This is a genomic window from Neobacillus pocheonensis (assembly GCF_050477905.1).
In the GTDB taxonomy this organism is placed as follows: Bacteria; Bacillota; Bacilli; order Bacillales; family Cytobacillaceae; genus Neobacillus; species Neobacillus pocheonensis_A.
Genome location: NZ_JBCNAD010000030.1, coordinates 13234 through 37276 on the forward strand (window position 1 = coordinate 13234; position 24043 = coordinate 37276).

Consider the following 24043-nt stretch of genomic DNA (forward strand, 5'->3'; position numbering starts at 1 on the left):
GTATTTATGATTTTTTTACAAGGATTGTGTTTTGCTAGAAGTATCTATTACTTTACAAAACTATATTTAGGAGGAATTACAAACCATGAAAAACTTTAAAATTTTTAACATAGTATTATTAATTTTAACATTATGCTTTTTAGGTGCATGCAGCAATAATGAAAGCGCTTCTAATACAGGTAAAACAGATGACAAGTCGAATACTGAAAAAAAGCTAAAGATTGGTTTAACAGTTCCAAATTTAAGTAATCCATTCTTTGTAGCGATGTCTAAAGGGGCTAAAGAAGTTGCTTCTAAGTATAATGCTGAAGTAACGACTGTAAGTGCGGATCAAGATCTTGCTAAACAAACTGCACAAATTGAAGACTTTATTACAAAAAAAGTTGACTTAATATTATTAAGCCCATTTGATTCTGCTGGTATTGCTGGTGCAGTTAGTGAGGCAAAAGCAGCAGGTATTCCGGTTGTTGCTCTTGATGGATTTGCAGAAGGTGGCATTGACACTGTGGTTATGTCTGATAACCGTCAAGCAGGTAAATTAGCTGCGGAGTATCTTGTAAAACAACTTAATGGAAAAGGTAATATTGTTATTATTGATGGACCTCCTGTTTCAGCAGTGACAGATCGAATTAAAGGTTTTAACGAAGTAATTAAAAAATATCCAGATATCAAGGTTGTTGCTAAACAAAATGGTGAGGGTAATCGTGAAAAGGCTCTTACCGTAATGGAAGGTACACTAACAGCAAACAAAAAAATCGATGCAGTATTTACAATAAATGATGAAGAAGCTGTTGGGGTACAAATTGCTCAAGAACAAGCTAGTAGACAAAATGAATTCTTTGTCGTAAGTGTTGACGGTGCGCCTTCTGCGGTTAATGCGCTGAAAAAAGGCGGAAGCTTTGCTGGTACTTCAGCACAATTCCCGAATCAGATGGTTATTGATGGTGTTGCTTTAGCATTAAAAGTCATTGATGGAAAGAAAGTTGACTCAAAAGTTCTTATTCCAACTAAATTTATCACTAAAGATAATGTTGATTCCTATGGTGGCTGGTAATTGATTTCCCTCTAGTGGAGGTAAAATATGGTGCTCTATCAGGAGCACTATATTTATTTCCTAGAAGAATAGGGCTAAAAAAGAGACTTAGGGAGTGGCACTAATGGCAGTATTTCAGGTTCAAGAACAAATAAATCGTCGTCTACCAGAGAGTCAGTTACCTATACTTAGGATGAAGGCGGTTACGAAGAAATTTTCCGGTGTCAAGGTGTTGCAAAACGTTAATATCGAACTCTATAAAGGGGAAGTTCATGCCTTGATGGGGGAGAATGGTGCAGGAAAATCTACTTTAATGAAGATCATGGCTGGAGTGTATCAGCCTGATGAAGGAACGATTGAATATAAAGGTCAAGAAGTACATTGGAATAATCCAATGGAGGCAAGAAATAAAGGGATCAGTGTTATTCACCAAGAAATAAGCCTTTCACCTAATCTGTCCATTGGTGAGAATATTATGATGGGGACAACATTTAAGAAAAATAGGCTGGGCCTAATAAATTGGAATGATATTTATGAAAATGCTGCCCAAGTTTTAAAATCCATAGGATCTTCCTTGGATCCTCGAGCGGATGTTTCAACCTTAAGTGTGGCCCAACAACAAATGGTAGAAATTGCTCGAGCTTTATCACTTAATTCTGAGATTTTAATTATGGATGAACCGACGGCATCTCTGACAGATAAAGAAATAGAAAAGCTTTTTGGCATCATTGAAGAATTAAGAAGAAAAGGCGTAGCTATTGTTTATATTTCTCATCGAATGGATGAGATTTTTAAAATTTCAAATCGCTTTACAGTTCTTAGAGACGGTCAATGGGTTACAAGTGGACCAATTTCGGATACCAATCCCGAGAATCTAGTAAAACTTATGGTAGGAAGAGAGTTAAATGAGCTATTTGTAAGAGAAAGAATTAAAAGTATGGTTAGGTCTGAACAAAAACCAGTCCTTGAGTTAAAAAATGTCTCTGACAAGAAGTTTGTAAAGGGGATATCACTAAAAATCTACCCTGGTGAAATTGTGGGCTTAGCGGGCCTTGTCGGTGCGGGACGGACTGAGCTGGTAAGAACAATCTTTGGACTATCCGAACTGTCAGAGGGTCAAATAATTTTGGATGGCCAGCAGGTTCATATAAAAAGTCCTATTGATGCAATAAAACTTGGCATTGCTCATGTTCCTGAAAGCAGGAAGGAACAGGGGTTATTACCAAATTTATCTGTAAAAGAAAATATACTGATGGCACAATTACCAACCTATCGTAAATTTAAACTATTGCAGTATAAGCAAATGAATCGTGATGCGGATAGATACATTAAAGAACTTGGAGTAAGAACGGCATCAAAAGAACAAAATGTTATGGGCCTTAGCGGAGGAAATCAACAAAAGGTTGTTATTGCTAAATGGTTATCTATTGGTCCTAAAATACTGCTGCTTGACGAACCGACCCGTGGTGTAGACATAGGTGCAAAGACTGAGATTCATAAAATCATAAGTAAATTAGCAGAGCAAGGGCTTGCTGTATTGATGATTTCTTCTGAATTACCAGAAGTATTAGGAGTTAGTGATCGGATTTTAGTGATTCATGAGGGGAAACTAAGAGCTGAACTATCTCGTGATGAAGCTACACAAGAAAAAATTATGTACTATGCTACAGGAGAGGTTAAACAATGAATACAAACTTACAAACGTCAAGTCCATCCGTAGTTTCATTCAAGGAACGGTCAAAACAGATTTTTAATCAGCTGGGCATGGTAATAATTCTTGCCTTATTAATCATCGTTATGATTATTGTTGCACCGAATTTCACGGACTCAAGTAATATCTTAAACGTACTCAAGCAGAGTTCAATCACTGCTATTCTGGCAGCTGGGATGACTGTAGTTATATTAACAGGAGGAATTGATTTATCGGTAGGCTCAACCCTTGCATTGAGCGGTGTTATATCTGTATTACTATCAAATGCCGGAACTCCTCCAGTAATCGCTATGTTAGTAGGAGTTGCGGTAGGATATGTTGCTGGGGCTATTAATGGATTTTTAACAGCTGTACCTAAGTTGCCTGCCTTTATTGTGACGCTTGGAAGTATGACCTACCTGAGGGGGTTGGCTTATGTTATAACCGGCGGATATCCTGTAGTTTTGGCATCAAAGCAGTTCAAGTTCATTGGTGCAGGTGAAATTCTGGGGATTTCTACTCCTATTTATGTGATGGCAATTGTTTATATCATCATGATAACTGTTTTAAAGAATACGATGTTCGGGAGACATGTTTATGCTATTGGCGGTAATGAAGAAGCTGCACATCTTACAGGGATCAAAGTTAATCGCACCCTGATTAATGTATATTCCATCAGTGGCTTATTGGCCGGTGTTAGTGGCGTTGTGATGGCAGGACGATTGTTCTCAGGGCAGCCCATGGTAGGAATAGGATTTGAGCTAGATGCGATAGCAGCTGTCGTACTAGGTGGTACTAGTTTTGTAGGGGGACGTGGCCGTATACAAGGAACTATCATTGGGGTTTTGATTGTGGCTGTGTTAACGAATGGAATGACCTTACTTAACGTGGATTATTACTGGCAACAAGTTGTAAAAGGGATCGTTATTGTTATTGCTGTGCTTCTTGATAGATTACGAAGCAGAACTTAAATAGTTCCATTTCAAATAAAAAGCCAGAAGAGTAGTCTTCTGGCTTTGTTGAAGAAAAAGGGGTATCCTTGGCTGCTTGCAAAAGGCTTTCCAAACTCTGCAATATTGACCCAATTTATTGAGTTTCCGAGTGTAGAAAAATGCAAGCAATTTGATTTTGCTCTTTGGAAGAATGGTGAGCAAGTACAGCTTGGGAATATTCAAAATATGATTTTTGACTTACAGACCATTGTTGATTTTAGTGCGTTACATTTTGGTCTTGGTAAAGGAGATATCATTTTTACAGGAACGCCTGAGGGGGTTGGGCCTGCTGCTGAGGGTGATCATTTTGCTCTCAAATGGGGAGAAAATACCCTTGGAGAGTTTTCCGTTTCTTTGAATAATAAATAGATATCCAATTATTTAAATGCTTTAAGTGATAAGCAATATGAAGGAACACCAATTTTCAGACATCTTGTTCTTTTTTTAAACAAAAAGCTAACATTTTGCTAACGCAATGAAGTAAAACAGTAAACTTTCGTTAAAGATGTTACAGTTAGAAAATCCAAAAACGTTGATATATCGCACTTTTAATACACAAGTTGAAAAGGTGTTACACCTTTTCAACTTGTGATCGGCATGATGTAATTAAAGATAAATCTCTGGTCTTATCAGCGTTTCACCAATAAAATATACTACTGTCCTCGTTATCCAAACGATGACAAAAGAAAAATATCGATTAGAGAAGGTCTTCCTTCAGTTTGTAAAACTGTTGGGAGGCCTTTTCTTTTTGTGCTTTTTTGTTTTTTGAAGTTATTGAAGTTTCCTCCTTCACAATATTGAAACACTTTTAATCCTTTAACACCATTAGAATAAAGGAAAGTCATTTAAGTTAAAGGGGCCATTTCTAATGAAGTTTAAAATAAACCTCCCCCTGCGTTATAAAATCACGTTTCTAGTATGTGGGGTAAGTATTCTATGTCTATTAGTTACTAATTACTTTATACAGAGAAACTTTGAGCAAACCATCATCGCGAATATAGAAGAGAAAGCAAAGGATATTTCTAAAACAGCCGCACTTTCTCCGGTTTTTGTCGATGGATTAAGCGGGAAGGTAAGTGACCAAACGATTCAGCAATATTCGGAGAAAATGCGGAAGGCAGCCAATGTTTCCTTCCTTGTTGTCCTTGATATGAATGGAATCAGAAAGTCCCACCCCATGCCAAGTAAAATTGGTAAGAAATATGCAGGCGGTGATGCAGGGGAAGTCTTTAAAGGTCATGAACAAATGTCAATCGCCAAGGGGACTTTAGGAAAATCGTTACGATATTTTACTCCAGTCTACAGCCATGACGGCAAGCAAATCGGAGCCGTTTTGGTAGGTATTTTAATAGACGATGTGGAGCGGCAAGTCGCGAAGAGTACAAGAGTTATCCTTTTCAGTATGCTTTTGGGAATTATCGTTGGTTTAATTAGTGCAATTGGTTTAGCAAATAAAGTGAAGAAAATATTATTTGGAATGGAACCAGTAGAAATAGCCCATCAACTCGAACAAAGGAGTGCAATCTTGGAGTACGCCCGTGAGGGGATTATCGCAGTTGATCAATACTCAAGAATCACGCTCCTCAACAAGGAGGCTTCCAGATTAATAAAGTTGATGGGAATTTATAACGATCCAATTGGAATGGAAATAGGACAGGTGATGCCTCAGCTTCAGTTGTCCTCATTGATAAGCGGCGGAGAAAAAATACTTGATAAAGAATACTCGTTTCGGGGGCTTGTCATTGTTGCCAACATTGTCCCCATTTACGTAAATCAACAAATCACTGGAGCTGTAGCCACTTTTCGTGACAAAACAGAAATCAAACAATTAGCTGAACAGCTTACAGGAGCACGAGAATATGCTGAGGCACTAAGGGCACAAACGCATGAATTCATGAATAAGCTCCATGTCATTCAAGGATTGGTCCAGTTGAAAATTTTTGATAAACTGACTGATTACGTAAAACAAATCTCTCACTCTTTTCAAACCGAGGTTGGATATTTATCAAAACGGATCAAAGACCCTGTTATTGCAGGATTTATCATTGGTAAAGCTAGTTATGCCAGGGAAAATGGAGCCCAGCTTAAGGTCACAGAAAATAGTTATGTTCCAAAACCCAATAATAATGATGCTATACAAGATTTAGTCACCATCCTAGGAAACTTAATTGATAATGCGATCGATTCCTTACAGGGGTGCAAAGAGAAAAAGGTGGAGGTAGAGGTGCGTCCGGTTGAAAACAATCAACTATCAATCATCGTTTCTGACACAGGAATGGGAATGAATAGGGAAATTCAAGAGCAGGTACTTGAAAAAGGTTTTTCCACAAAGGGAGATAACCGAGGAATAGGACTTTATTTGGTGTTTGAGACAATAAAGAAGTTAAATGGAAAAATGACTATTTTATCCGAACCCCAACTGGGAACGACCATTCATGTAACGATATCTCTAGAGAGAAAGGAGCAGGAGTTATGATTAAAACGGTAATAGTAGAAGATGATCCGATGGTAGCCGAAATCAATCGCCGTTATTTAGAACAAATCGAGGGATTTGAACTTGTTGGAATGGCTGGAACCATTGAAGCTGCCCTTTCAATCCTGGAAAAGAAAAAAGTGGACCTGCTTCTGCTGGATATTTATATGCCTGGAGAAAATGGCTGGGATTTAATGTCTAAAATCCGTGGTTTAGGAAGCGAAATGGACGTTATCGTTATTACTGCATCTTGCGACAAGGAAAGCATCAAGAAAGGGCTCCGATTTGGCGCAGTAGACTATTTAATTAAACCGTTTGAGTTTGAGAGATTCCAGTCTGCACTGATTTCCTATCAAAAGGAACAAAGGGTGATGGATGACCAGGATCAGCTCAATCAAACGGATCTAGACCACTTATTACTTCATAAAGACCAAAGGGTTTCAGAGGCATATGAGTTACCAAAAGGGCTGACAAAGGATACGCTTTGTAAAGTGTGGAAGCAGGTAATCAAGATGGGCAGGGATGCTTGTTCAACAGAGGAGCTTGCCAGTAAAACTGGCATATCCAGAGTTTCGATGAGAAAATATGTCCATTTTCTAGCGGACATTCAGGTTCTGGAAACGGAAATTGAATATGGCGCGGTTGGTCGTCCAGTGTATATGCACAGGATGACAAATGATGCCGGAAAAATGATGGCAGCTCGGCGGCTTAGTGATAAATGTTTAAAGTGCAATGAAAAGTGTGAAACATATGAATAAATATTCCAAAGCAGTGTCTCCCTTTCTAAATGGAGGCACTGCTTTTTTTACTTTTATGAGAAAACGTAATAACTTTAGTTACAAAAGTTTTTAATAATTTCCATAATCTATAAACGGTCTGCAGAATCTTTTATTCTTTAATTACAGATTTAATAAATATATTGGCGACGGAGGGATCAATGGTAAAAAATTTATATCCTTACAGCTCAGCCGCTTCATAGGGAAACTTCTAATCTTGGATTAGCAGTTATTTTATTAAAAAAGTATGTGAAACACTTCACAAGATTGAACATTTTGTGAACAAAGTAATTCAAACCTAAAAGGGAGTTGAAAGAATGGCTATTCCTATTTCAAAAGTACAGCAGCACCCAAAAAACCCGCAAGTAAAGGCAAAAATTCCTGCAGAAGTAAAATTAGTACCATTGTTGATTACCGTCGCTATTGGAGCAATCATCTGGTTTATTCATCCACCGCATGGTTTATCCGCACAAGCATGGCACTTGCTGTCGATTTTCGTGGCGACGATTGTCGGATTAATTATTAAGCCGTTGCCAATGGGTAGTGTTTCGATTTTAGCCCTAATGGCGACCGTCCTGACCCAAACGCTTACCATTGAGCAATCGCTTAGCGGCTTTCAAAACACAACGATTTGGTTAATTGTTATTGCGTTTTTCATTTCACGAGGATTTATTAAAACAGGCTTAGGCACAAGGGTTGCCTATATGTTTGTGAAAAAGTTTGGAAAAAGAACACTTGGATTATCGTATTCGCTAATTGCCAGCGACTTGATTTTATCACCGGCGATGCCATCGAACACCGCTCGTGCGGGCGGCATCCTGCTCCCAATCATCCGCTCGCTTTCAGAAGCTTACGGCTCGAAAGTCGGAAACGGAACGGAGCGAAAAGTCGGGGCATTTTTAACAAAAGTAGCTTTCCAAGGCGACATGATTACGTCAGCGATGTTCCTTACGGCGATGGCGGCCAACCCGCTGGCAGCCCAAATTGCTGGAGATATTACTGGAAAACATATCAGCTGGATGGGCTGGGCAACAGCAGCCATCGTCCCTGGTCTGCTTAGCTTAATCTTAATCCCACTTGTGATCTATAAATTATATCCGCCAGAAATTAAAGAAACACCGCAAGCAACGCAAATGGCGGAAACGAAATTAAAAGAAATGGGTCCATTGAAAAAAGAAGAGTACTACATGATCGGTGTATTCCTCTTGATCTTAGCGCTTTGGATTTTTGGAACAAGCTTAAACATCAACGCAACTACAACAGCCTTTATTGGTTTAGGAGCACTGCTCATTACACAAGTCCTTTCTTGGTCAGATATTAAAAAAGAAGAAGGGGCTTGGGATACGTTAATTTGGTTCTCCGCCCTTGTAATGATGGCAAGTTTCCTAAACGAATTAGGATTAATTCCATGGTTTAGTAAAACCATGGAAGGCGCTGTACACGGTATGCCGTGGATGTGGACATTAATTATTCTGTCTTTTGTCTATTTTTACTCTCATTATTTCTTTGCCAGCAACACCGCTCACGTTAGTGCGATGTACTCTGCTTTCCTCGCGGTATTGGTTGCAGCTGGAGCACCGCCGGTTGTATCGGCTTTAGTGTTAGGTGTATTTAGTAACTTATTTGGCTGTATCACTCATTATAGCTGCGGGCCGGCACCGGTATTTTTCGGAAGCGGATATGTGTCCCAGAATAAATGGTGGTCGCTTGGTTTCATCATTTCCATCATTCATATTGTCGTCTGGCTAGGCGTCGGCGGCCTGTGGTGGAAAGTATTAGGTCTTTGGTAAAACGGTGTTGGAAGGTGAGAAGAACATGAAATCAACTTGCTGCTTTGAAAGTTTAGAGACACGGCATTCGCTAGAGCTTTACCATGGGGCCGATGATGATTATGAATTATGGATTCCATACTTGGTCTGTACAAAATGCGGATCGATAAACCTTCAATATATAGATGAAAGCGAAGAAAAAAAGGTTGCTAAGATAACAGGAGGAGAACGCATTGCGGGAAATATCAGCGAAATCAATCACCAAAACAGTAAAAGAACTTTGTATGCAAGCGGCTTGTGACCTTCCGGAGGATGTAGAAGCTCTGATTACGGCAGGTCTAGAAAAAGAAGAATCACAGTTTGGTAAATATAGCCTAGAAAAGATTTTAAAAAATGTGAAATTAGCGCGTGCCGAACATGCCCCTATGTGCCAGGATACCGGCATGACCGTCGTTTTTGTTGAGGTTGGCCAAGATGCCCGAATCATCGATGGTGATCTAAAGGCAGCCATCAATGAAGGAGTTCGTCAGGGATATGAGGAAGGCTACCTGCGTAAGTCGGTAGTAAAAGATCCAGTGTTTGACCGCAAAAACACAGGTGATAATACACCGGCAGTCATCCATATGGAGATTGTCCCAGGAGACAAAGTAAAGCTAGAGGTGCTTCCCAAAGGCGCGGGTAGCGAGAATATGGGAGCCGTTAAAATGTGCAAGCCAGCTGAGGGAGTAGAGGGAGTGAAAGATTTTATCGTCAACTCCATCACTCAGGCTGGAGGAAACCCGTGTCCACCGGTTATTGTCGGTGTCGGCATAGGCGGCACTATGGACAAATGTACCTTATTAGCGAAAAAAGCATTGGCACGAAAAGCCGGTGAACCGAATCCGAATCCAGCCTACGCCGAGATGGAGGCGGAGCTGTTAGAGAGGATCAACAAGCTTGGCATCGGACCTCAAGGCTTTGGTGGAAAAGTAACCGCCCTTGCCGTTCATATTGAAACGTATCCAACTCATATTGCCATGATGCCTGTCTGTGTCACGTTAAACTGCCATGCGGCACGTCATAAAGAAGCAATTTTATAGGGGTGTACCAGAATGACTACCATAAAAAAATTGACCACACCATTAACATATGAACAAATCAAAGATTTACGGGCAGGCGACCAAGTCTCGATCACCGGTGTCATCTACTCAGCAAGAGATGCTGCTCATAAAAACATGGTCGATGCCTTGAAAGAGAATCAACCTCTTCCAATCGATGTCGAAGGACAAGTCATTTATTACGCAGGACCGACTCCTGCTAAACCGGGGAAGGTCATTGGGTCTTGCGGACCGACGACAAGCGGCCGGATGGATGCTTTCTCGCCGCAAATGCTCGACCAAGGCTTGAAGGGCATGATTGGTAAAGGCCCTAGAAGCCAAGAAGTGATTGAATCAATGAAAAAAAACGGAGCCGTTTACTTTGCGGCCATTGGCGGTGCAGCAGCCTTGATTGCCGATACGATTAAAAAAGTAGATATTGTCGCTTATGAAGAACTAGGTCCTGAAGCGATCCGCCGGATGGAAGTGACCGATTACCCTTGTATTGTGGCAGTAGACAGTGAAGGAAACGATTTATACAAGTTAGGTGTAGAGAAATATAGAGTAGTAGATTAAAACATGAATTGAGGAGAAACTACCATGCTAAGCTATGATGTCGTAATTGTAGGAGCGGGTGGGGCTGGCATGATGGCAGCCCTCTCTGCCAGTGAAGACAAAAGCCTTCGCGTCGCTTGTCTTTCAAAAATTTTCCCAACACGTTCCCATACGGGAGCGGCACAGGGAGGAATTAACGCGGCAATGGGCTATCGGGATGCCAATGATTCTCCTGAAAGCCATTTTCGCGATACGGTTAAGGGAAGTGACTTTTTAGCCGATCAGGATGCCGTTGAATTTTTTACCACGAATATGCCAAAGGTCATTTCTGAATTAGATTATTACGGGGTTCCCTTTTCAAGAGATGAGAATGGCCGGATTGCCCAGAGGCCATTTGGTGGTGCTTCCAGCCCAAGGACTTGCTATTCAGCCGATAAAACTGGACACGTTATCCTGCATGCCTTATATGAACAATGTTTGAAAAATGGCGTCAATTTCCACAACGATTGGAACTTGTTGTCCCTTTCTGTGAACAACGGCAATTTTGAAGGAATTGTTGCAATGGATATCCGCAGCGGTGAAATCCATTCGATTCAAGCAAAATCTGTTGTGATTGCCACTGGAGGCTTTGGCCGTGTGTATTGGAGCCGAACCACTAATGCTATTAATATGACGGGTGACGGAACTGCAGCCTGCTTTAATGCAGGGATTCCATTGAAGGACCCGGAATTTGTGCAATTCCACCCAACTGGTTTAGCTTCCACTGGTGTTCTTTTATCAGAAGCTTGCCGCGGAGAAGGCGGCTATTTAATCAATAAGGATGGCGAGCGGTTTATGGCTCGCTATGCTCCAGAAAAAATGGAGCTTGGTCCGCGTGACCTAGTTTCAAGATCGATTGAGATCGAAATTAAAGAAGGCCGCGGTTTTGGTGAAGGAATGGGCTCCTATGTACTGATGGACCTTCGCCATTTAGGCGAAAAGAAAATTATGGAGCGCCTGCCACAGGTTAGAGAATTGGCATTGGATTTTGAAGGTGTTGATCTCGTGAAAGAGCCTGTTCCAATTCGTCCAAGCTGCCATTATACAATGGGCGGCATTCATATCAGTGACTACCAAACTTGCAGTACACCAGTCGATGGCATTCATGCCGCGGGTGAATGCTGCAGCGTCTCGATTCATGGCGCGAACCGGCTTGGCGGCAATTCCGTGGCCGACGTTGTACTTTTTGGAAAGTACGCTGGATTGGGTGCAAAGGAAAGTGCGAAGCGTCGTTCGTTTACTTCTACGGAAAAATTGCTGCGTGATACAGACGAATGGGTGGAGAAGTTCAACAGCATCCGCCAGAAAAAAACGGGTATTAATATGTTCAAGATTCGCGATGAACTGGCCGAAACGATGTGGAATAATGTAGGCATTTTTAGAACGGAAAGTGATATGGAAAAAGCAAATCGAAAGGTGTCCGAGCTTCTGGAAGAATATAAAGATGCTATGATTGGAGATTCCTCTGAAAAGTATAATATGGCCTTTATTAATTACGTAGAAATCGGAAATATCTTGAAGCTGGCTAAAGCCATTTCCATGGGAGCGCTGAACCGTAAAGAAAGCAGGGGTTCTCATTCACGTGCAGATTACCCGACTCGTGATGATGCTAACTTCCTTAAACATACATTGATTTATCAGGATGGGGACCAATACCGTTTGGAATATAGCCCGGTGAAAATTACGAAATATCAGCCGGAGGAGCGAAAATACTAATGTATACAAACCTATATTTTAAAGTTAAGAGATTTGATGGCGATAGAGAATGGTATCAGGATTATGAACTGCCATATGAAAAGGGAAAAACGATTCTTTGGGTGTTAACCACCATTCGGGAACAGCTTGATCCGACGCTTGTGTTTACATCCGCTTGCCGTCATGCCATTTGTGGAAGCTGTGCGATTAGAATCAACGACAATGCTTTCCTAGTCTGTAAAACATCTCTAGATGAGGTTCTCGAGACGTTCAGGACGAATCGGCTGTTATTTGAACCGTTGAATAATTTTGAGGTCATCAAAGACTTGGCTGTCGCCTGGGAGCCAAAAATGGAAAAAATGGAGAAAGTTAAGCCGTGGCTTATTCCTTCTGAGGAAGGCAGCAAAGAAGATGGATTCATTCAGAGTGAAGAAGACTTTCATCAGATTGCAGCACCAACGGATTGTATCCTGTGCGGAATTTGTGCTTCTGAATGTAATCAGCTGGCAGTCAATGATGGTACGTATTTGGATCCATTTATCTTAAACAGGGCCTACCGTTTTGCCGTTGATTCAAGGGACGCTGCTCCTGAAGAGCATATTATGCCGGCTTTTGAAAATGAATTATGGAAATGTCTGCACTGCATGCAATGTGTGACGAAATGTCCAAAGGGAATTCCGTTGACCGAGCAAATCTCCTATCTTCGCCAAGAAACGATTAAGATGGGTGAGGTACGAAACCAAGGTGCAAAGCATGCCTTTGCATTCCATGATGACGTTAAGAAGAAGGGCCGTTTAAATGAAGTCATGCTCCCAGTCAAAACAGATGGTTTAATCACAACTGCGATGACAAAGGTACCATTTGCCTTAAGGATGATTCGAAAAGGGAAAATCAATCCATTCCATATACCAAAAGAAGTAGAAGGGATTAAGGGTGTCAGAGAACTTTATAAGTTTGCACAGGAGGTAAGCGAATCATGAGATATGCATTTTTTCCAGGATGTACATTGGAATCCGCAGCAGAAGAGTTGATGATTTCTACGAAAAAAGTAGCCGCTGCTCTAGGGATCGAATTAATTGAACTGAACGGCTGGACCTGTTGCGGCGCCAGTCATATTCAAGATGTCGATGACCTTTTGGCTACCTCCATTAATGCCCGGAATATCGCTTTGGCAGAAGAGCTAAAGGTGGATAAGCTTATCACCGTTTGTAATACGTGTACCTTAATGCTTCGTACAGCCAAGCTGAAAATGGATAAAAATGAAAAGATGCGTACTAAAGTGAATGAAGGTCTTAACAGGGCAGGGATGGAGTATCAAGGAACCGTCGAAGTAACTCATTTACTTTGGGCTTTAATCCAAGACTACGGTTTAGAAAATCTAAGGGCGAAGGTGAAACGGCCATTGACCGGCTTAAAGGTCGCTAACTTCTATGGCTGTCATATCCTGATGCCGCCCAATATTATGGGGTTTGAGAACCATATGAACCCGCAATCAATGGAAATGGTTGCAAATGTTTTAGGTGCGGAGAGTGTTGATTTTGATCAGCGTCTTGCTTGCTGTGGCTTCCATGCTGTTTTTCCAGCAGAAAGGGAAGTAATGGATCTCACAGGAAAAAATTGCTTGTCACCGAAGGCGCAAGGTGCTGACTGCATTGTCACCCCTTGTCCTTTATGCCAAATGCAGCTCGATGCTTATCAGCCGGATGCACAGAAAGGCTTTGGTGAAGATATTACGATGCCAATCCTTCATTTACCGCAATTAATCGGTCTGGCTCTAGGATTCTCTCCGGAAGAGCTCGCCATTCAAAGGCATGTTGTTGATGCAATTCCAATTCTACAAGAGGTATTGGTTTAGTCAAGGTTCTAGTCCGCTAAAAAAAGGGGGGGGGCATATGCAATATGTTTTGGATAAAAGAGCGAAATTGGTGGGGAGATTGGATCAAGGAAGTCTCTGGCTCTTAAATGTCCATGATGATTGGATTCATGACCAATATGGTGAAAGCTATATTTTTCATGGGACGATTTATTCATCGCGCGAGCCATTTCATCCATTGTCGACATCGATTACAGGCTATTTTCAAGATGAAGATACGAAGAAGTGGATTAAGGTTCGGAATGGTGTAGCAGTCTTTAATCCAGAGAACATGGCTGACTCTTGGGCGGCTAGACTTCAAGACCTCATTAAAATTAAGTTTAAAACCGGTGTTTATAAGTATTTTAGAAATAGGTTCACAAATTAGACCGCATTGGTGCTTCAAGCGGTTTTTTTTATTTAACTTAATTAAATGGGGGTCTTCCAGTTTTGAAAAACTTATGGTTTTTTTAATTACAAAAAACGTCCTGCCGGTTTGAAATACTATAATGATACTATTGGACAAATATTGGCAGTGAAGTGAAAGTTTGTTTGGGGGGATGTTCTTGGTTATCACACTTACAATGTTCCTAATGGGAATTTTACTAGGTTTTATTGGGGCCGGAGGATCCGGCTTTATTATTGCTCTTTTAACCGTTGTTTTTGGAGTACCAATCCATACAGCGTTAGGTACGTCTTTGGCTGCAATGGTGTTTACGACTATGTCCGGAGCCTACAGCCATTACCGGCAGGGAAATATTGATGTGAAAACAGGAATAACTGTTGGTGCCTTTGGGGCGATTATGTCCTTTATTGGTTCTAAGATTGCCGTATGGATTCCGGTTCATTCACTCCATTGGCTCACGGCGGGAATGTTGTTCCTATCCGCTGTTATGTTGATGATCCGCCTTTTTGTTGTAATTAGGCTTAAAGAGACAAATAAAAAAGCGAGATCAACTGGCAGCTTTTTACTTAGGGCGGCTTCTGTCGGGATCGTGACTGGTATTTTATCTGGTACGTTTGGTATTGGATCGGCTCCATTCATCCAACTTGGGTTGATGGTGGTGTTGGGTCTTTCTATACAAAGATCAGTCGGCACAACGATGTTGGTTATACTTCCCATCGCTTTCGCTGGCGGGGCAGGCTACTATTTTGAAGGCTATTTCAACGTCTTGCTTCTAGTCCAGGTACTGGCTGGCACGATGATTGGTTCTTATATTGGGGCTAAATTTACCAACAATGTTCCGCTGCCAATTTTAAAGAGTGCTATGGTTATCACCCCCATTATGGCAGGTGCCATATTGCTAATTCGATGATTGATGATAAAGGCTGTTTAAGACTCTTTTTCCTGAGCTTAGCGGTCTTTTGTCATTTTATACATAAGTCTTAAACATACTAAGATTATGATCAAACCTGGAGGAGATTATGAAGAAGGGAAAACTTAGTTTACAAGCAGTTATTATTATATTTGTATGCATTGTCGTGGCTTTATCACTTGGAATAACTGATTTAATTATTAGTAAAAGAATTACCTCCAGTGTGGAAGAAACAGAGAAAGAAAAGGCTCTGAATGTGGCAAAGATGGTTGCCCTTAGTCCACAGGCGATTGGCGCACTTGAAGGGAAAGCAAACAAAAAAAATGTACAAGTTTTTACTAATCAAATAAGAAGAAAAACCAATGTTAACTTCGTTGTTGTGATGGATATGAAAGGTATTCGTCTATCCCACCCGGAACCCGAAAAGATTGGTAAGCACTTCACGGGAGGAGATGAAGGGCCAGTTCTTAAAGGAAAGGAGTACGTGTCCATTTCAACAGGGACTCTCGGTCGATCCATGAGGGCATTTACTCCAATAAAAAATACACAAGGAAAACAAGTCGGTGCAGTTGCCGTAGGGATTTCATTAGAAAGTGTAACAAAGGCGTTACATAAAGGCCGTATGGGTATGGTGATAGGTACCCTCATTGGTATCTTAATTGGGGTAGTTGGTGCAGTGGGTCTAGCGAGATACCTCAAAAGAATTCTTTTAGGATTAGAGCCGTTCGCGATTGCCAGGCTGCTTGAAGAGCGCAGTTCTATGCTTCAGTCTGTTCGCGAGGGAATCATCGCCATTGACCAGGAAGGAAACATCACCCTTGTAAACAGGGCAGCCAGTACGCTTTTAAAAAAAGCCGGACTTGAAGGGAATCCTATAGGAATGAATGTTGAAGAGTATTTGCCAGAGACTCGGTTAACTCGCATTATAAAATCGGGCGAATCGGAAATGGATCAAGAACAGAATCTGCATGGAGTGACCATCTTAGTAAACAGGGTACCAGTGATTGTAGGAAACCAGCCTGTGGGAGCAATCGCAACTTTCCGTGATAAAACCGAGGTTCAAGTTTTGGCAGAACAGCTTACAGGTGTGCGCAATTATGCGGATGCTCTCCGGGCTCAGGCACATGAATTCATGAATAAACTTCATGTCATTCTAGGTCTGGTTCGTACTGAACAATACGATACACTCGCTAACTATGTGAGTGAAACCGTTAACCACCGTGAAACGGAAGTGGGTTTTGTAACAAAAAAAGTCCAAGATCCGGTTCTTGCCGGATTTCTGATTGGCAAGCTAAGTTTTGCCAGAGAATCTGGGGCCCTACTATCAATTGAGTGTGCAGATAAACTTCCCAAGCCTGCAAACTCGGAAATTACACATGAGTTAATCACAATCATTGGAAATCTCGTCGATAACGCAATGGAGGCAATTGCGCAAAGTTCAATCAAAAAAGTCGAGCTTAAACTTGATTACGCAGAGGATATTTTGACAGTCGAGGTTAAAGACACAGGAATGGGAATGACGAAATCACTCCAAAACAAAATACTGGATAAAGGCTTTTCCACGAAAGGAGACAATCGAGGAATCGGATTATATCTTTTGGCGCAGGCAATTGAAAGACTGGAGGGTGACCTGATTATTTCGTCCAAGCCTGGAAAGGGAACGAATTTTGCAGTATATATACCTTATAATGCAGAGGATGAATAGAAATGATTAATGTAATGATTGTTGAGGATGACCCGATGGTAGCGGAAATCAATAAGCAGTACCTTTCTAAGATTAACGGGTTCCGTTTAGCTGCAACAGTCAATTCTGTCGATGAAGCCATCCGATTTTTGGGAAAGAGTGATATTCAGCTCATTCTTTTGGATATTTTTATGCCGGGAAAGCAGGGGCTGGAACTGTTATCGTATCTTCGTAAAAATGATCTTGAAATTGATGTCATCATCATTTCGGCGGCCTCAGATCTTGAACGAATTAAACGAGCATTAAGGTATGGTGTTGTCGACTATTTGATTAAGCCTTTCGAGTTTGAACGGTTTAACGCTGCACTTACATCCTACCTGAAGCAAACTAGGTTCATTGTAAAACAGGATTCAGTTAGTCAGCAGGAGCTCGATCACTTAATTTTGCACAGGGAAGAGGCAGTCATCGCAGAGGAACTGCCAAAGGGATTAACGAAGGATACCTTAAAGCAGATATGGGATGCGGTTCAAGAGTTAAAGGACGGGCCTTTTTCCACTGATGAAGTAGCAAATGTTGTAGGAATATCAAGGGTTTCGGCAAGAAAGTATCTTAATTTCCTAAAGGACTTAGGAATCCTCGAGGTCAAGGTTATCTATGGAACGGTCGGAAGGCCTGTATACCAGCATGAATATAACAAATTTAAAGAGCACTTAATAAAAAACTTTCTGTAAGCAGTTTTTGAAACTGCTTACTTTTTTTATTTACAAAAAGAATGATTAAACTTTCATAATCTATGAAAACGGTTTACATGAGAATATGATAGACATGTAGCAAGACAAAGGAAGATTAAAATACAGCAAAGCCAGCAAGAAAATTGGAATCGCTCTCAACATGTATGGGAGAAATTGATAAAAACGCTAGTAAAAAATAATAGCTTTTTTGCAAGATTAAAAAACTATTTTAGGAGGATTAAAAATGCAAATTCCAATTAAGAAAACGCTTGATAAAATTCCAGGTGGTCTGATGGTTGTTCCACTTTTTTTAGGGGTATTAACGAATACATTTTTTCCGCAGGTTTTACAAATTGGAAGTTTTACAACAGCATTATTCAGTAAAGAAGCCTCATCGACCATTTTGGCATGTTTTATGTTTTTAATTGGTTCACAAATTAATTTCAAATTAGCACCAAAGGCATTAAAAAAGGGTGCAATATTATTAACAGGAAAATTTATCGTCGGTGCTGGGATTGGTTTAGCTGTAGCAGCGATTTTTGGACCTGCCGGAATACTAGGATTAACACCATTAGCCATCCTTGCAGCTTTGTTAAATGCTAATGGCGGGTTATATGCTTCTCTTGCTTCATCGTATGGTGACGAAACGGATGTAGGCGCATATGCTTTATTTTCATTAAAAGACGGACCATTTTTCACATTAGTGGCATTAGGTGCATCTGGCCTTGCCACCATTCCTTTTCAAACACTTCTTGGAGTATTAATTCCAATTGTAATCGGAATGATTTTGGGTAATATTGACTCTGATATGAGAAAGTTCCTTGGAAGCAGTAAATTATTATTGATCCCATTCTTCTCATTCCCATTAGGTGCAGGAATGAACCTTTCAACTATTGTAAAAGCGGGAGGTCCTGGGATATTACTTGGAATAATCGCTGCATTCACTGGAATTGGAGCTTACTTCCTATTGAAGTTATTTAAAGAAAACCCTATCGTGGGTTTAGCCACAGGGTCAACGGCAGGAAATGCGGTAGCAACACCAGCTGTAGTGGCGGCCGCAGATCCAACCTTAGCTGCCGTAGCATCTTCAGCTACTGCACAAGTTGCAGCAGCATGTGTCATCTCTGCTATTGTCTGTCCGATTATTGTGAGCTATGTATTTAAAAGGTCCCAAAAGAAAAAAGTGAAACAACCGATTGCACGGGCAGCCTGATAAAAATTAACGTAAATTTTATTAACACGAAATGTGGAAAATAGAACAAAGCGGCCAGCCAGTTTTTACTGTCTGCTTTGTTTATTTACAAAGAAAGAAGGAAACACCATGAATGTACCTGAGAATGTTATTATTACAACATTAAAAGGAAAAGAGGTTCTCTCTAATCCTTTTTTGAATAAAGGAACGGCTTTTACGAAAGAGGAAAGGGAAGAACTTGGACTCGATGGTCTGTTACCGCCGCAAGTGCTTACCCTTGATGAACAAGTAAATAGGGTTTATGAACAATATGCAATGCGGACGACGAATTTATTCAAACACGGTGTGCTTTATGATTTATATAACCGCAATGTTGTTCTGTTTTACCGATTGTTGAAAGAGCACCTGGCAGAAATGCTTCCGATTATCTACACTCCGACTGTCGGTGAAGCTATCCAGTCATACTCTCATAGCTACCGCCGCCCGGGTGGCTTATATCTTTCCATTGATGATCCTGAGGGCATTGAAAAGGCATTTTATAATCTTGGACAGCCTAAAAATGGAATTGATTTAATCGTTGTTACCGACTCTGAAAGCATTTTGGGTATTGGGGACCAAGGGGTAGGCGGTATTAATATTGCGATTGGTAAGCTTGCCGTGTACACAGCAGCAGCCGGTATTGATCCAAGTCGTGTTCTGCCAGTCTTGTTGGATGTTGGTACAAACAATCAAGCATTGATCGCAGACCCTGTCTATATTGGCAACAAATTCGCCCGTGTCCGCGGTGAGCGTTATGACGGGTTCATTGATTTATTCGTTCAGACTGCAAGAAAATTCTTTCCAGAGGTTCTAATTCACTGGGAGGATCTTGGCAACGTGAATGCGCGTAAAATCTTGGACAAATACAGTGATAACATCCTTACCTTCAACGATGACATCCAGGGAACAGGGGCAGTGACCCTTGCTGCTATTATGTCTGCTTTGAAAGTAACAGGAGAATCTCTGAAGGACCAGCGCATTGTTGTCTTTGGACCAGGGGCTGCCGGCATTGGTAACGCAGACCAAATGGTTGATGCCATGATTTTAGAAGGGCTGACCAGAGAAGAAGCCTATGACCGTTTCTGGGCTATCGACTATCGGGGGTTACTAACGGATGAAACACCTGATGTTCTGAATTTCCAGAAGCCTTATGTAAGAAAAGTGGACGAAGTTAAGGACTGGGATAAGAATGAGGATGGAATCATTTCATTAATGGAAGTCGTTCAGAGGATGAAGCCAACCATCCTGATTGGTACTTCCGGACAAGCCGGCGCCTTCACGGAAGAAATTGTGAAAGAAATGGCTAAGCACGTTGAGCGTCCCATCATCTTGCCTATGTCCAACCCGACTGCATTGACAGAAGCAGTGCCGGAAAACCTGATTAAATGGACAGATGGAAAGGCTCTCATTGCAACCGGCAGCCCATTTGCCAATGTAAAATTCAACGGGGTTACCTACGAAATTGGCCAGTCCAATAATGCATTTGTATTCCCAGGTCTAGGCCTTGGTGCCATTGTGGCAAAGGCTGAAGTAATCTCAAAAGGTATGTTCGCAGCTGCTGCTTATGCAGTTGCAAAAATGTCTGACTCCAGTAAACCTGGATCATCCCTGCTGCCATCCATTGAAAAACTTCATGAAGTTTCAAAATACGTAGCCATTGAAGTAGTCAATGCTGCCATAAACGAAGGAATTGCAAGAGCGGATATTCAAGATGTTGAGACTGCTATTGAAGAGGCTATGTGGAAACCTGAGTATAAGGAAATAAAGAGTGTTGGGATTTGGACAAATATTCATTCCTATGCATGAGTAAAAAAAATTATGTCATAAAGCTCCAAAACATTTTATATTCAAGGGTTTTGGATTTGTTAAAAAAGAATTGCTCATAATGATCTGTAAAAATTAATTATTCGAAGGTCTTCCATCAGTTTACTGAACTGACGGGATGGAAAGAAATTATAGAGAAATACTTATGATTTAAAAGGCGAAAAAAACCTTGATCAAATTGACCAAGGTTTTTTCTTTTCTGATAAAAATCAAGGAGATAGCTTAAGGAGATCAATTTATCATTTATTTTCGATAAATTTTTAAAAAGGGAACCCTTCTTGAATAAATCGTACTGCATTTAGTCCGATCATTTGAGAAGGCATGGAAGTATTTCCATCTGGTAAAATAGGGGAAATAGAAAGATCGGCGACTTTCAGTTTTTTTGTACCAAAGACATTCAGATATTCATCCACAACCCCAGTTAGAATACTATTGCCCATTTTGCATTGACCGCCAAAATGAGCGAGATTACGATAAGAAGCCTTTACATAACTTTCTAATTGTTTACGCCGTTCTTCCTTATCATCCATCTTAAAGACCTTTTCAGGCGGGTAGACCACCTTGTAGATACCGTCAGGGTCCAGTTTACGAGCTTTCCTCATTATACGGTAAGTCTCCAAATACTGATCAACCATGAACTCCAAATCATCAGGATCCCCCAGCGGATTGAGATCGATAGAAGGATATGCCTCAGGATCGCTGTGGGCAGCCAATATCGTACCCCTGCTTTTAGGGTTTAGGTCAAAAATACCTATGCTCATAATATTGCTCTCTTTTGTTCGATCGAACCCCCAATGATTCGCCAATACATCTGGAGTTGGAACAAACGAAGGTGTTGGCGATCCATATAATTGAAGACGCCGGCCTCCGTGTTTGCCTTCTCCTTTAAAAGCACCCAGTGGAAATGGATTGTCTGGGTCAGCAGACATAAGCTCTAAAAGCCGCTCCGTTTCTACTTCTACTCCCATTCCAACAGTAAAATGACTTTGAAAGTTATGTCCTACATTTGGACTGTCAATTAATGTGGTAATACCTGCTCCGGCTAAATCATCCGGATTCCCAATTCCAGAACGCTGTAAAATAACAGAGGAAAAATTACCAGCACTGAGAATGACGCCCTTTGATGCACGCGCGATATTTGTCTTACCGTTTTTTACAAATTCAACGCCGACAGCAACTTGAAATCTGCCAGCTTCCTTAAAAAGAATTTTATTGACGGTTGTTTTGGTAAAAATAATTAGCTCTCTACCGTGAACTCCAAACTCATCCGGGTGAAACTCATTACCTTGTGTAACTATATCTTCGTTTAAATACCCGGTTGCTGTAGACGAACGAACGTAATGTCCATTTACTTCTTCATTTAAAAATTGTGATTTGTAAAATGTACAATCTCTTATTCCTGTATTATAGTCTTCGACAATAGGAATCTTTAATACTTCTGATGTTGCTTTGGCTAATGTAACTGTCAGCCCATCTTCAGGAATGTTTTGTTGTCTTACGAATATAGGGCCCTTTGTTCCTCGTTCTTCTGATTCTTGTGTCTCACCTGTGTAAGTTTCATTCTTTTTGAATAAAGAACGTACTTTGTTGTAACTCCACTGAGAACCAATGAGTTCTGCCCACTCATTATAGAATCTTCTGCTTCCACGTACAGCATACATGGCATTATGCTCGGAACTTCCCCCGATAGCTCTGCCGCTTGATACACGAAGCTGCTGGTTCCCGATATTTGGTTCAGCATTGGTCATGATATTAAATGAGTGTCTATTATCAGTGGCTAAAATGCCTGCTGTTGCACCAGAAGGGCTGCTCAGCTCTTTAATCATATTGGTTCCAGGTTCAAGAAGGAGTACAGATGTAATTTTGTCATCTGTTAGTTTTTTGGCAATTACTCCTCCTGCCGTACCAGCTCCAATAACGATATAATCGAATGTGTTATTCGTTGACACACTAATCCTCCGTTCAATATTGGTATTTCTTTATGTGAATTTTGGATGTTAGAGCAATACAATATATATATGATTTTAAGAAGTTATGGTGTAAATGCCCTTCACTTTTCTTCTCTATACCGCCAATTGAAAGGATTACCCTTCATTTCAATTGAGTCTATTACCAGCCCACCCTCTGGGGGCGTGGAAAGCTGTCCACTCATATGTAAACAACCCACCAGTTCCCAAATGGACTTTAATCAACAATTTTATATAATCAAACCAATCTATTTATTATAATTTGAATATTCTGTGTCCTGTTTTACAGGATTTTTCCATTAATAACTCGAATAAATATAGATGATGCCTTAATTTGGTCTTAGAACTTATAGAGGAGGAATCAACAATGGCCCACGAACAAATGAATCCCACGATTGAAAAAATCCTTTTAAATATTGAAAAAGTCATGATCGGAAAAAGAAATGTCGCTGAACTTAGTCTCGTTGCCCTGCTTTCCGGAGGTCACGTCTTATTAGAAGACGTCCCAGGTGTCGGAAAAACGATGATGGTCCGCGCTTTGGCCAAATCCGTGAATGCTAACTTCCGCCGAATCCAGTTCACCCCAGACCTGCTTCCATCCGATGTTACCGGCGTTTCCATTTACAATCCGAAAGAAATGGAATTTCAATTCCGACCAGGTCCGCTTATGGGCAACATCATCCTTGCCGATGAAATTAACCGGACTTCCCCCAAAACCCAATCAGCACTGCTCGAGGGGATGGAGGAAGCAAGCGTCACAATCGACGGCGTGACCCATAAGCTGAAAAAACCGTTCTTTGTTATGGCGACACAGAACCCAATTGAGTATGAGGGTACATATCCGCTACCGGAAGCGCAGCTCGACCGCTTTTTATTAAAAATGAAAATGGGCTACCCAGATTTAGCGGAGGAAATCGAAGTGTTGAACCGGGCGCAAAAGGTTCCGCCAATCGAGGACTTGTCTCCAGTGATTGATCTCGAAGGCCTACTTGACCTTCAAAAAGAAATTAGAGATGTATTTGTGGATGATACGATTAAGCGGTATATCGTAGACATTGTGAATCGGACAAGAGGTCATGGAAGCGTCTACCTAGGGGCAAGTCCGCGCGGTTCGATCGCTCTCATGAAAGCAGCCCAAGCCTATGCCTATATGTTTGGGCGCGATTATGTTCTGCCGGATGATATTCAATATTTAGCGCCATTCGTCTTATCCCACCGAATTATTCTAAAATCAGAAGCAAAATTCGAAGGGTTGTCTGCAGAAGAAATTGTAAGCATGGTGGTTGCGCGAGTTCCTGTACCGGTTCGAAGGCTTGTGAAATAAATGAAAAAAATATTCC

The 24043-nt window shown here is 41.0% G+C and carries 21 protein-coding genes; 20 read left to right on the forward strand and 1 reads right to left on the reverse strand.

What is annotated here, in order from left to right:
- Positions 1–85: 85 nt before the first annotated feature.
- From ABES02_RS16700 to ABES02_RS16790, 19 genes are all read left to right on the forward strand, one after another.
- On the forward strand, positions 86–1054 hold the full coding sequence (locus tag ABES02_RS16700; protein WP_430137149.1) for an ABC transporter substrate-binding protein: 969 nt from the start codon (positions 86–88) through the stop codon (positions 1052–1054).
- 103 nt (positions 1055–1157) lie between these two features.
- Positions 1158–2720, forward strand: coding sequence for a sugar ABC transporter ATP-binding protein (locus tag ABES02_RS16705; RefSeq protein ID WP_430137152.1), 1563 nt, complete (start codon positions 1158–1160; stop codon positions 2718–2720).
- Positions 2717–3694: an ABC transporter permease gene (locus tag ABES02_RS16710; protein WP_097973606.1), complete on the forward strand. Its 978-nt coding sequence runs from the start codon at positions 2717–2719 to the stop codon at positions 3692–3694. The genes ABES02_RS16705 and ABES02_RS16710 overlap by 4 nt, the downstream gene beginning before the upstream one ends.
- Positions 3695–3739: 45 nt before the next feature.
- Positions 3740–4084: a fumarylacetoacetate hydrolase family protein gene (locus ABES02_RS16715; protein ID WP_430137155.1), complete on the forward strand. Its 345-nt coding sequence runs from the start codon at positions 3740–3742 to the stop codon at positions 4082–4084.
- Positions 4085–4583: 499 nt separating this feature from the next.
- Positions 4584–6191 (forward strand): DcuS/MalK family sensor histidine kinase, encoded by a 1608-nt coding sequence (gene dcuS, locus ABES02_RS16720; RefSeq protein WP_430137158.1) that lies wholly within the window; start codon positions 4584–4586, stop codon positions 6189–6191.
- The gene (locus tag ABES02_RS16725; RefSeq protein ID WP_430137160.1) at positions 6188–6946 is read left to right on the forward strand and encodes a response regulator; all 759 of its coding nucleotides are present in this window, start codon (positions 6188–6190) and stop codon (positions 6944–6946) included. Before dcuS (ABES02_RS16720) ends, ABES02_RS16725 begins: the two co-directional genes overlap by 4 nt.
- Positions 6947–7281: 335 nt before the next feature.
- A complete protein-coding gene (locus tag ABES02_RS16730) occupies positions 7282–8754 on the forward strand; it encodes an anion permease (RefSeq protein WP_430137163.1) in 1473 nt (490 codons plus the stop codon).
- Positions 8755–8779: 25 nt separating this feature from the next.
- Positions 8780–9034 carry a hypothetical protein gene (locus tag ABES02_RS16735; RefSeq protein ID WP_430137165.1) on the forward strand — a complete coding sequence of 85 codons (255 nt, stop codon included), beginning with the start codon at positions 8780–8782 and terminating at the stop codon, positions 9032–9034.
- A complete protein-coding gene (locus ABES02_RS16740; RefSeq protein WP_430137168.1) occupies positions 8967–9812 on the forward strand; it encodes a fumarate hydratase in 846 nt (281 codons plus the stop codon). Before ABES02_RS16735 ends, ABES02_RS16740 begins: the two co-directional genes overlap by 68 nt.
- 12 nt (positions 9813–9824) lie before the next feature.
- On the forward strand, positions 9825–10385 hold the full coding sequence (locus tag ABES02_RS16745) for a Fe-S-containing hydro-lyase (RefSeq protein WP_430137171.1): 561 nt from the start codon (positions 9825–9827) through the stop codon (positions 10383–10385).
- A 24-nt stretch (positions 10386–10409) separates the two neighbouring features.
- A complete protein-coding gene (locus ABES02_RS16750; protein ID WP_430137174.1) occupies positions 10410–12119 on the forward strand; it encodes an FAD-dependent oxidoreductase in 1710 nt (569 codons plus the stop codon).
- A complete protein-coding gene (locus ABES02_RS16755) occupies positions 12119–13078 on the forward strand; it encodes a succinate dehydrogenase/fumarate reductase iron-sulfur subunit (protein WP_430137177.1) in 960 nt (319 codons plus the stop codon). The genes ABES02_RS16750 and ABES02_RS16755 overlap by 1 nt, the downstream gene beginning before the upstream one ends.
- Positions 13075–13953, forward strand: a complete 879-nt coding sequence (locus ABES02_RS16760) for a CoB--CoM heterodisulfide reductase iron-sulfur subunit B family protein (RefSeq protein ID WP_430137180.1) — start codon at positions 13075–13077, stop codon at positions 13951–13953. The genes ABES02_RS16755 and ABES02_RS16760 overlap by 4 nt, the downstream gene beginning before the upstream one ends.
- 37 nt (positions 13954–13990) lie before the next feature.
- Entirely contained in the window at positions 13991–14338 is a 348-nt protein-coding gene (locus ABES02_RS16765; RefSeq protein ID WP_430137183.1) for a molecular chaperone GrpE, read from the forward strand.
- 178 nt (positions 14339–14516) lie between these two features.
- A complete protein-coding gene (locus ABES02_RS16770; RefSeq protein ID WP_430137186.1) occupies positions 14517–15266 on the forward strand; it encodes a sulfite exporter TauE/SafE family protein in 750 nt (249 codons plus the stop codon).
- Positions 15267–15375: 109 nt separating this feature from the next.
- Positions 15376–16971, forward strand: a complete 1596-nt coding sequence (dcuS, locus tag ABES02_RS16775) for a DcuS/MalK family sensor histidine kinase (protein WP_430137188.1) — start codon at positions 15376–15378, stop codon at positions 16969–16971.
- 2 nt (positions 16972–16973) lie between these two features.
- Positions 16974–17681, forward strand: a complete 708-nt coding sequence (locus tag ABES02_RS16780; RefSeq protein WP_430137190.1) for a response regulator — start codon at positions 16974–16976, stop codon at positions 17679–17681.
- 244 nt (positions 17682–17925) lie between these two features.
- Entirely contained in the window at positions 17926–18894 is a 969-nt protein-coding gene (locus ABES02_RS16785; protein ID WP_430137192.1) for a 2-keto-3-deoxygluconate permease, read from the forward strand.
- A gap of 108 nt (positions 18895–19002) precedes the next feature.
- Positions 19003–20718, forward strand: a complete 1716-nt coding sequence (locus ABES02_RS16790; RefSeq protein WP_430137194.1) for an NAD-dependent malic enzyme — start codon at positions 19003–19005, stop codon at positions 20716–20718.
- Positions 20719–20996: 278 nt separating this feature from the next.
- Here ABES02_RS16790 and ABES02_RS16795 read toward each other — a convergent pair whose 3' ends face one another.
- On the reverse strand, positions 20997–22685 hold the full coding sequence (locus ABES02_RS16795) for a GMC family oxidoreductase (RefSeq protein ID WP_430137197.1): 1689 nt from the start codon (positions 22683–22685) through the stop codon (positions 20997–20999).
- A 385-nt stretch (positions 22686–23070) separates the two neighbouring features.
- Here ABES02_RS16795 and ABES02_RS16800 point away from each other — a divergent pair, with 385 nt between their 5' ends.
- Complete coding sequence (locus ABES02_RS16800; RefSeq protein WP_430137200.1) at positions 23071–24027, forward strand: AAA family ATPase; 957 nt, start codon at positions 23071–23073, stop codon at positions 24025–24027.
- The last annotated feature ends 16 nt before the right edge of the window (positions 24028–24043 follow it).

Coding starts and splice junctions, on each gene's coding strand:
- dcuS (WP_430137188.1), top strand. CDS start 15,376: ATGAAGAAGGGAAAACTTAGTTTACAAGCAGTTATTATTATATTTGTA.
- ABES02_RS16750 (WP_430137174.1), top strand. CDS start 10,410: ATGCTAAGCTATGATGTCGTAATTGTAGGAGCGGGTGGGGCTGGCATG.
- ABES02_RS16725 (WP_430137160.1), top strand. CDS start 6,188: ATGATTAAAACGGTAATAGTAGAAGATGATCCGATGGTAGCCGAAATC.
- ABES02_RS16700 (WP_430137149.1), top strand. CDS start 86: ATGAAAAACTTTAAAATTTTTAACATAGTATTATTAATTTTAACATTA.
- ABES02_RS16745 (WP_430137171.1), top strand. CDS start 9,825: ATGACTACCATAAAAAAATTGACCACACCATTAACATATGAACAAATC.
- ABES02_RS16780 (WP_430137190.1), top strand. CDS start 16,974: ATGATTAATGTAATGATTGTTGAGGATGACCCGATGGTAGCGGAAATC.
- ABES02_RS16800 (WP_430137200.1), top strand. CDS start 23,071: ATGGCCCACGAACAAATGAATCCCACGATTGAAAAAATCCTTTTAAAT.
- dcuS (WP_430137158.1), top strand. CDS start 4,584: ATGAAGTTTAAAATAAACCTCCCCCTGCGTTATAAAATCACGTTTCTA.
- ABES02_RS16730 (WP_430137163.1), top strand. CDS start 7,282: ATGGCTATTCCTATTTCAAAAGTACAGCAGCACCCAAAAAACCCGCAA.
- ABES02_RS16760 (WP_430137180.1), top strand. CDS start 13,075: ATGAGATATGCATTTTTTCCAGGATGTACATTGGAATCCGCAGCAGAA.
- ABES02_RS16785 (WP_430137192.1), top strand. CDS start 17,926: ATGCAAATTCCAATTAAGAAAACGCTTGATAAAATTCCAGGTGGTCTG.
- ABES02_RS16705 (WP_430137152.1), top strand. CDS start 1,158: ATGGCAGTATTTCAGGTTCAAGAACAAATAAATCGTCGTCTACCAGAG.
- ABES02_RS16765 (WP_430137183.1), top strand. CDS start 13,991: ATGCAATATGTTTTGGATAAAAGAGCGAAATTGGTGGGGAGATTGGAT.
- ABES02_RS16755 (WP_430137177.1), top strand. CDS start 12,119: ATGTATACAAACCTATATTTTAAAGTTAAGAGATTTGATGGCGATAGA.
- ABES02_RS16790 (WP_430137194.1), top strand. CDS start 19,003: ATGAATGTACCTGAGAATGTTATTATTACAACATTAAAAGGAAAAGAG.
- ABES02_RS16710 (WP_097973606.1), top strand. CDS start 2,717: ATGAATACAAACTTACAAACGTCAAGTCCATCCGTAGTTTCATTCAAG.
- ABES02_RS16735 (WP_430137165.1), top strand. CDS start 8,780: ATGAAATCAACTTGCTGCTTTGAAAGTTTAGAGACACGGCATTCGCTA.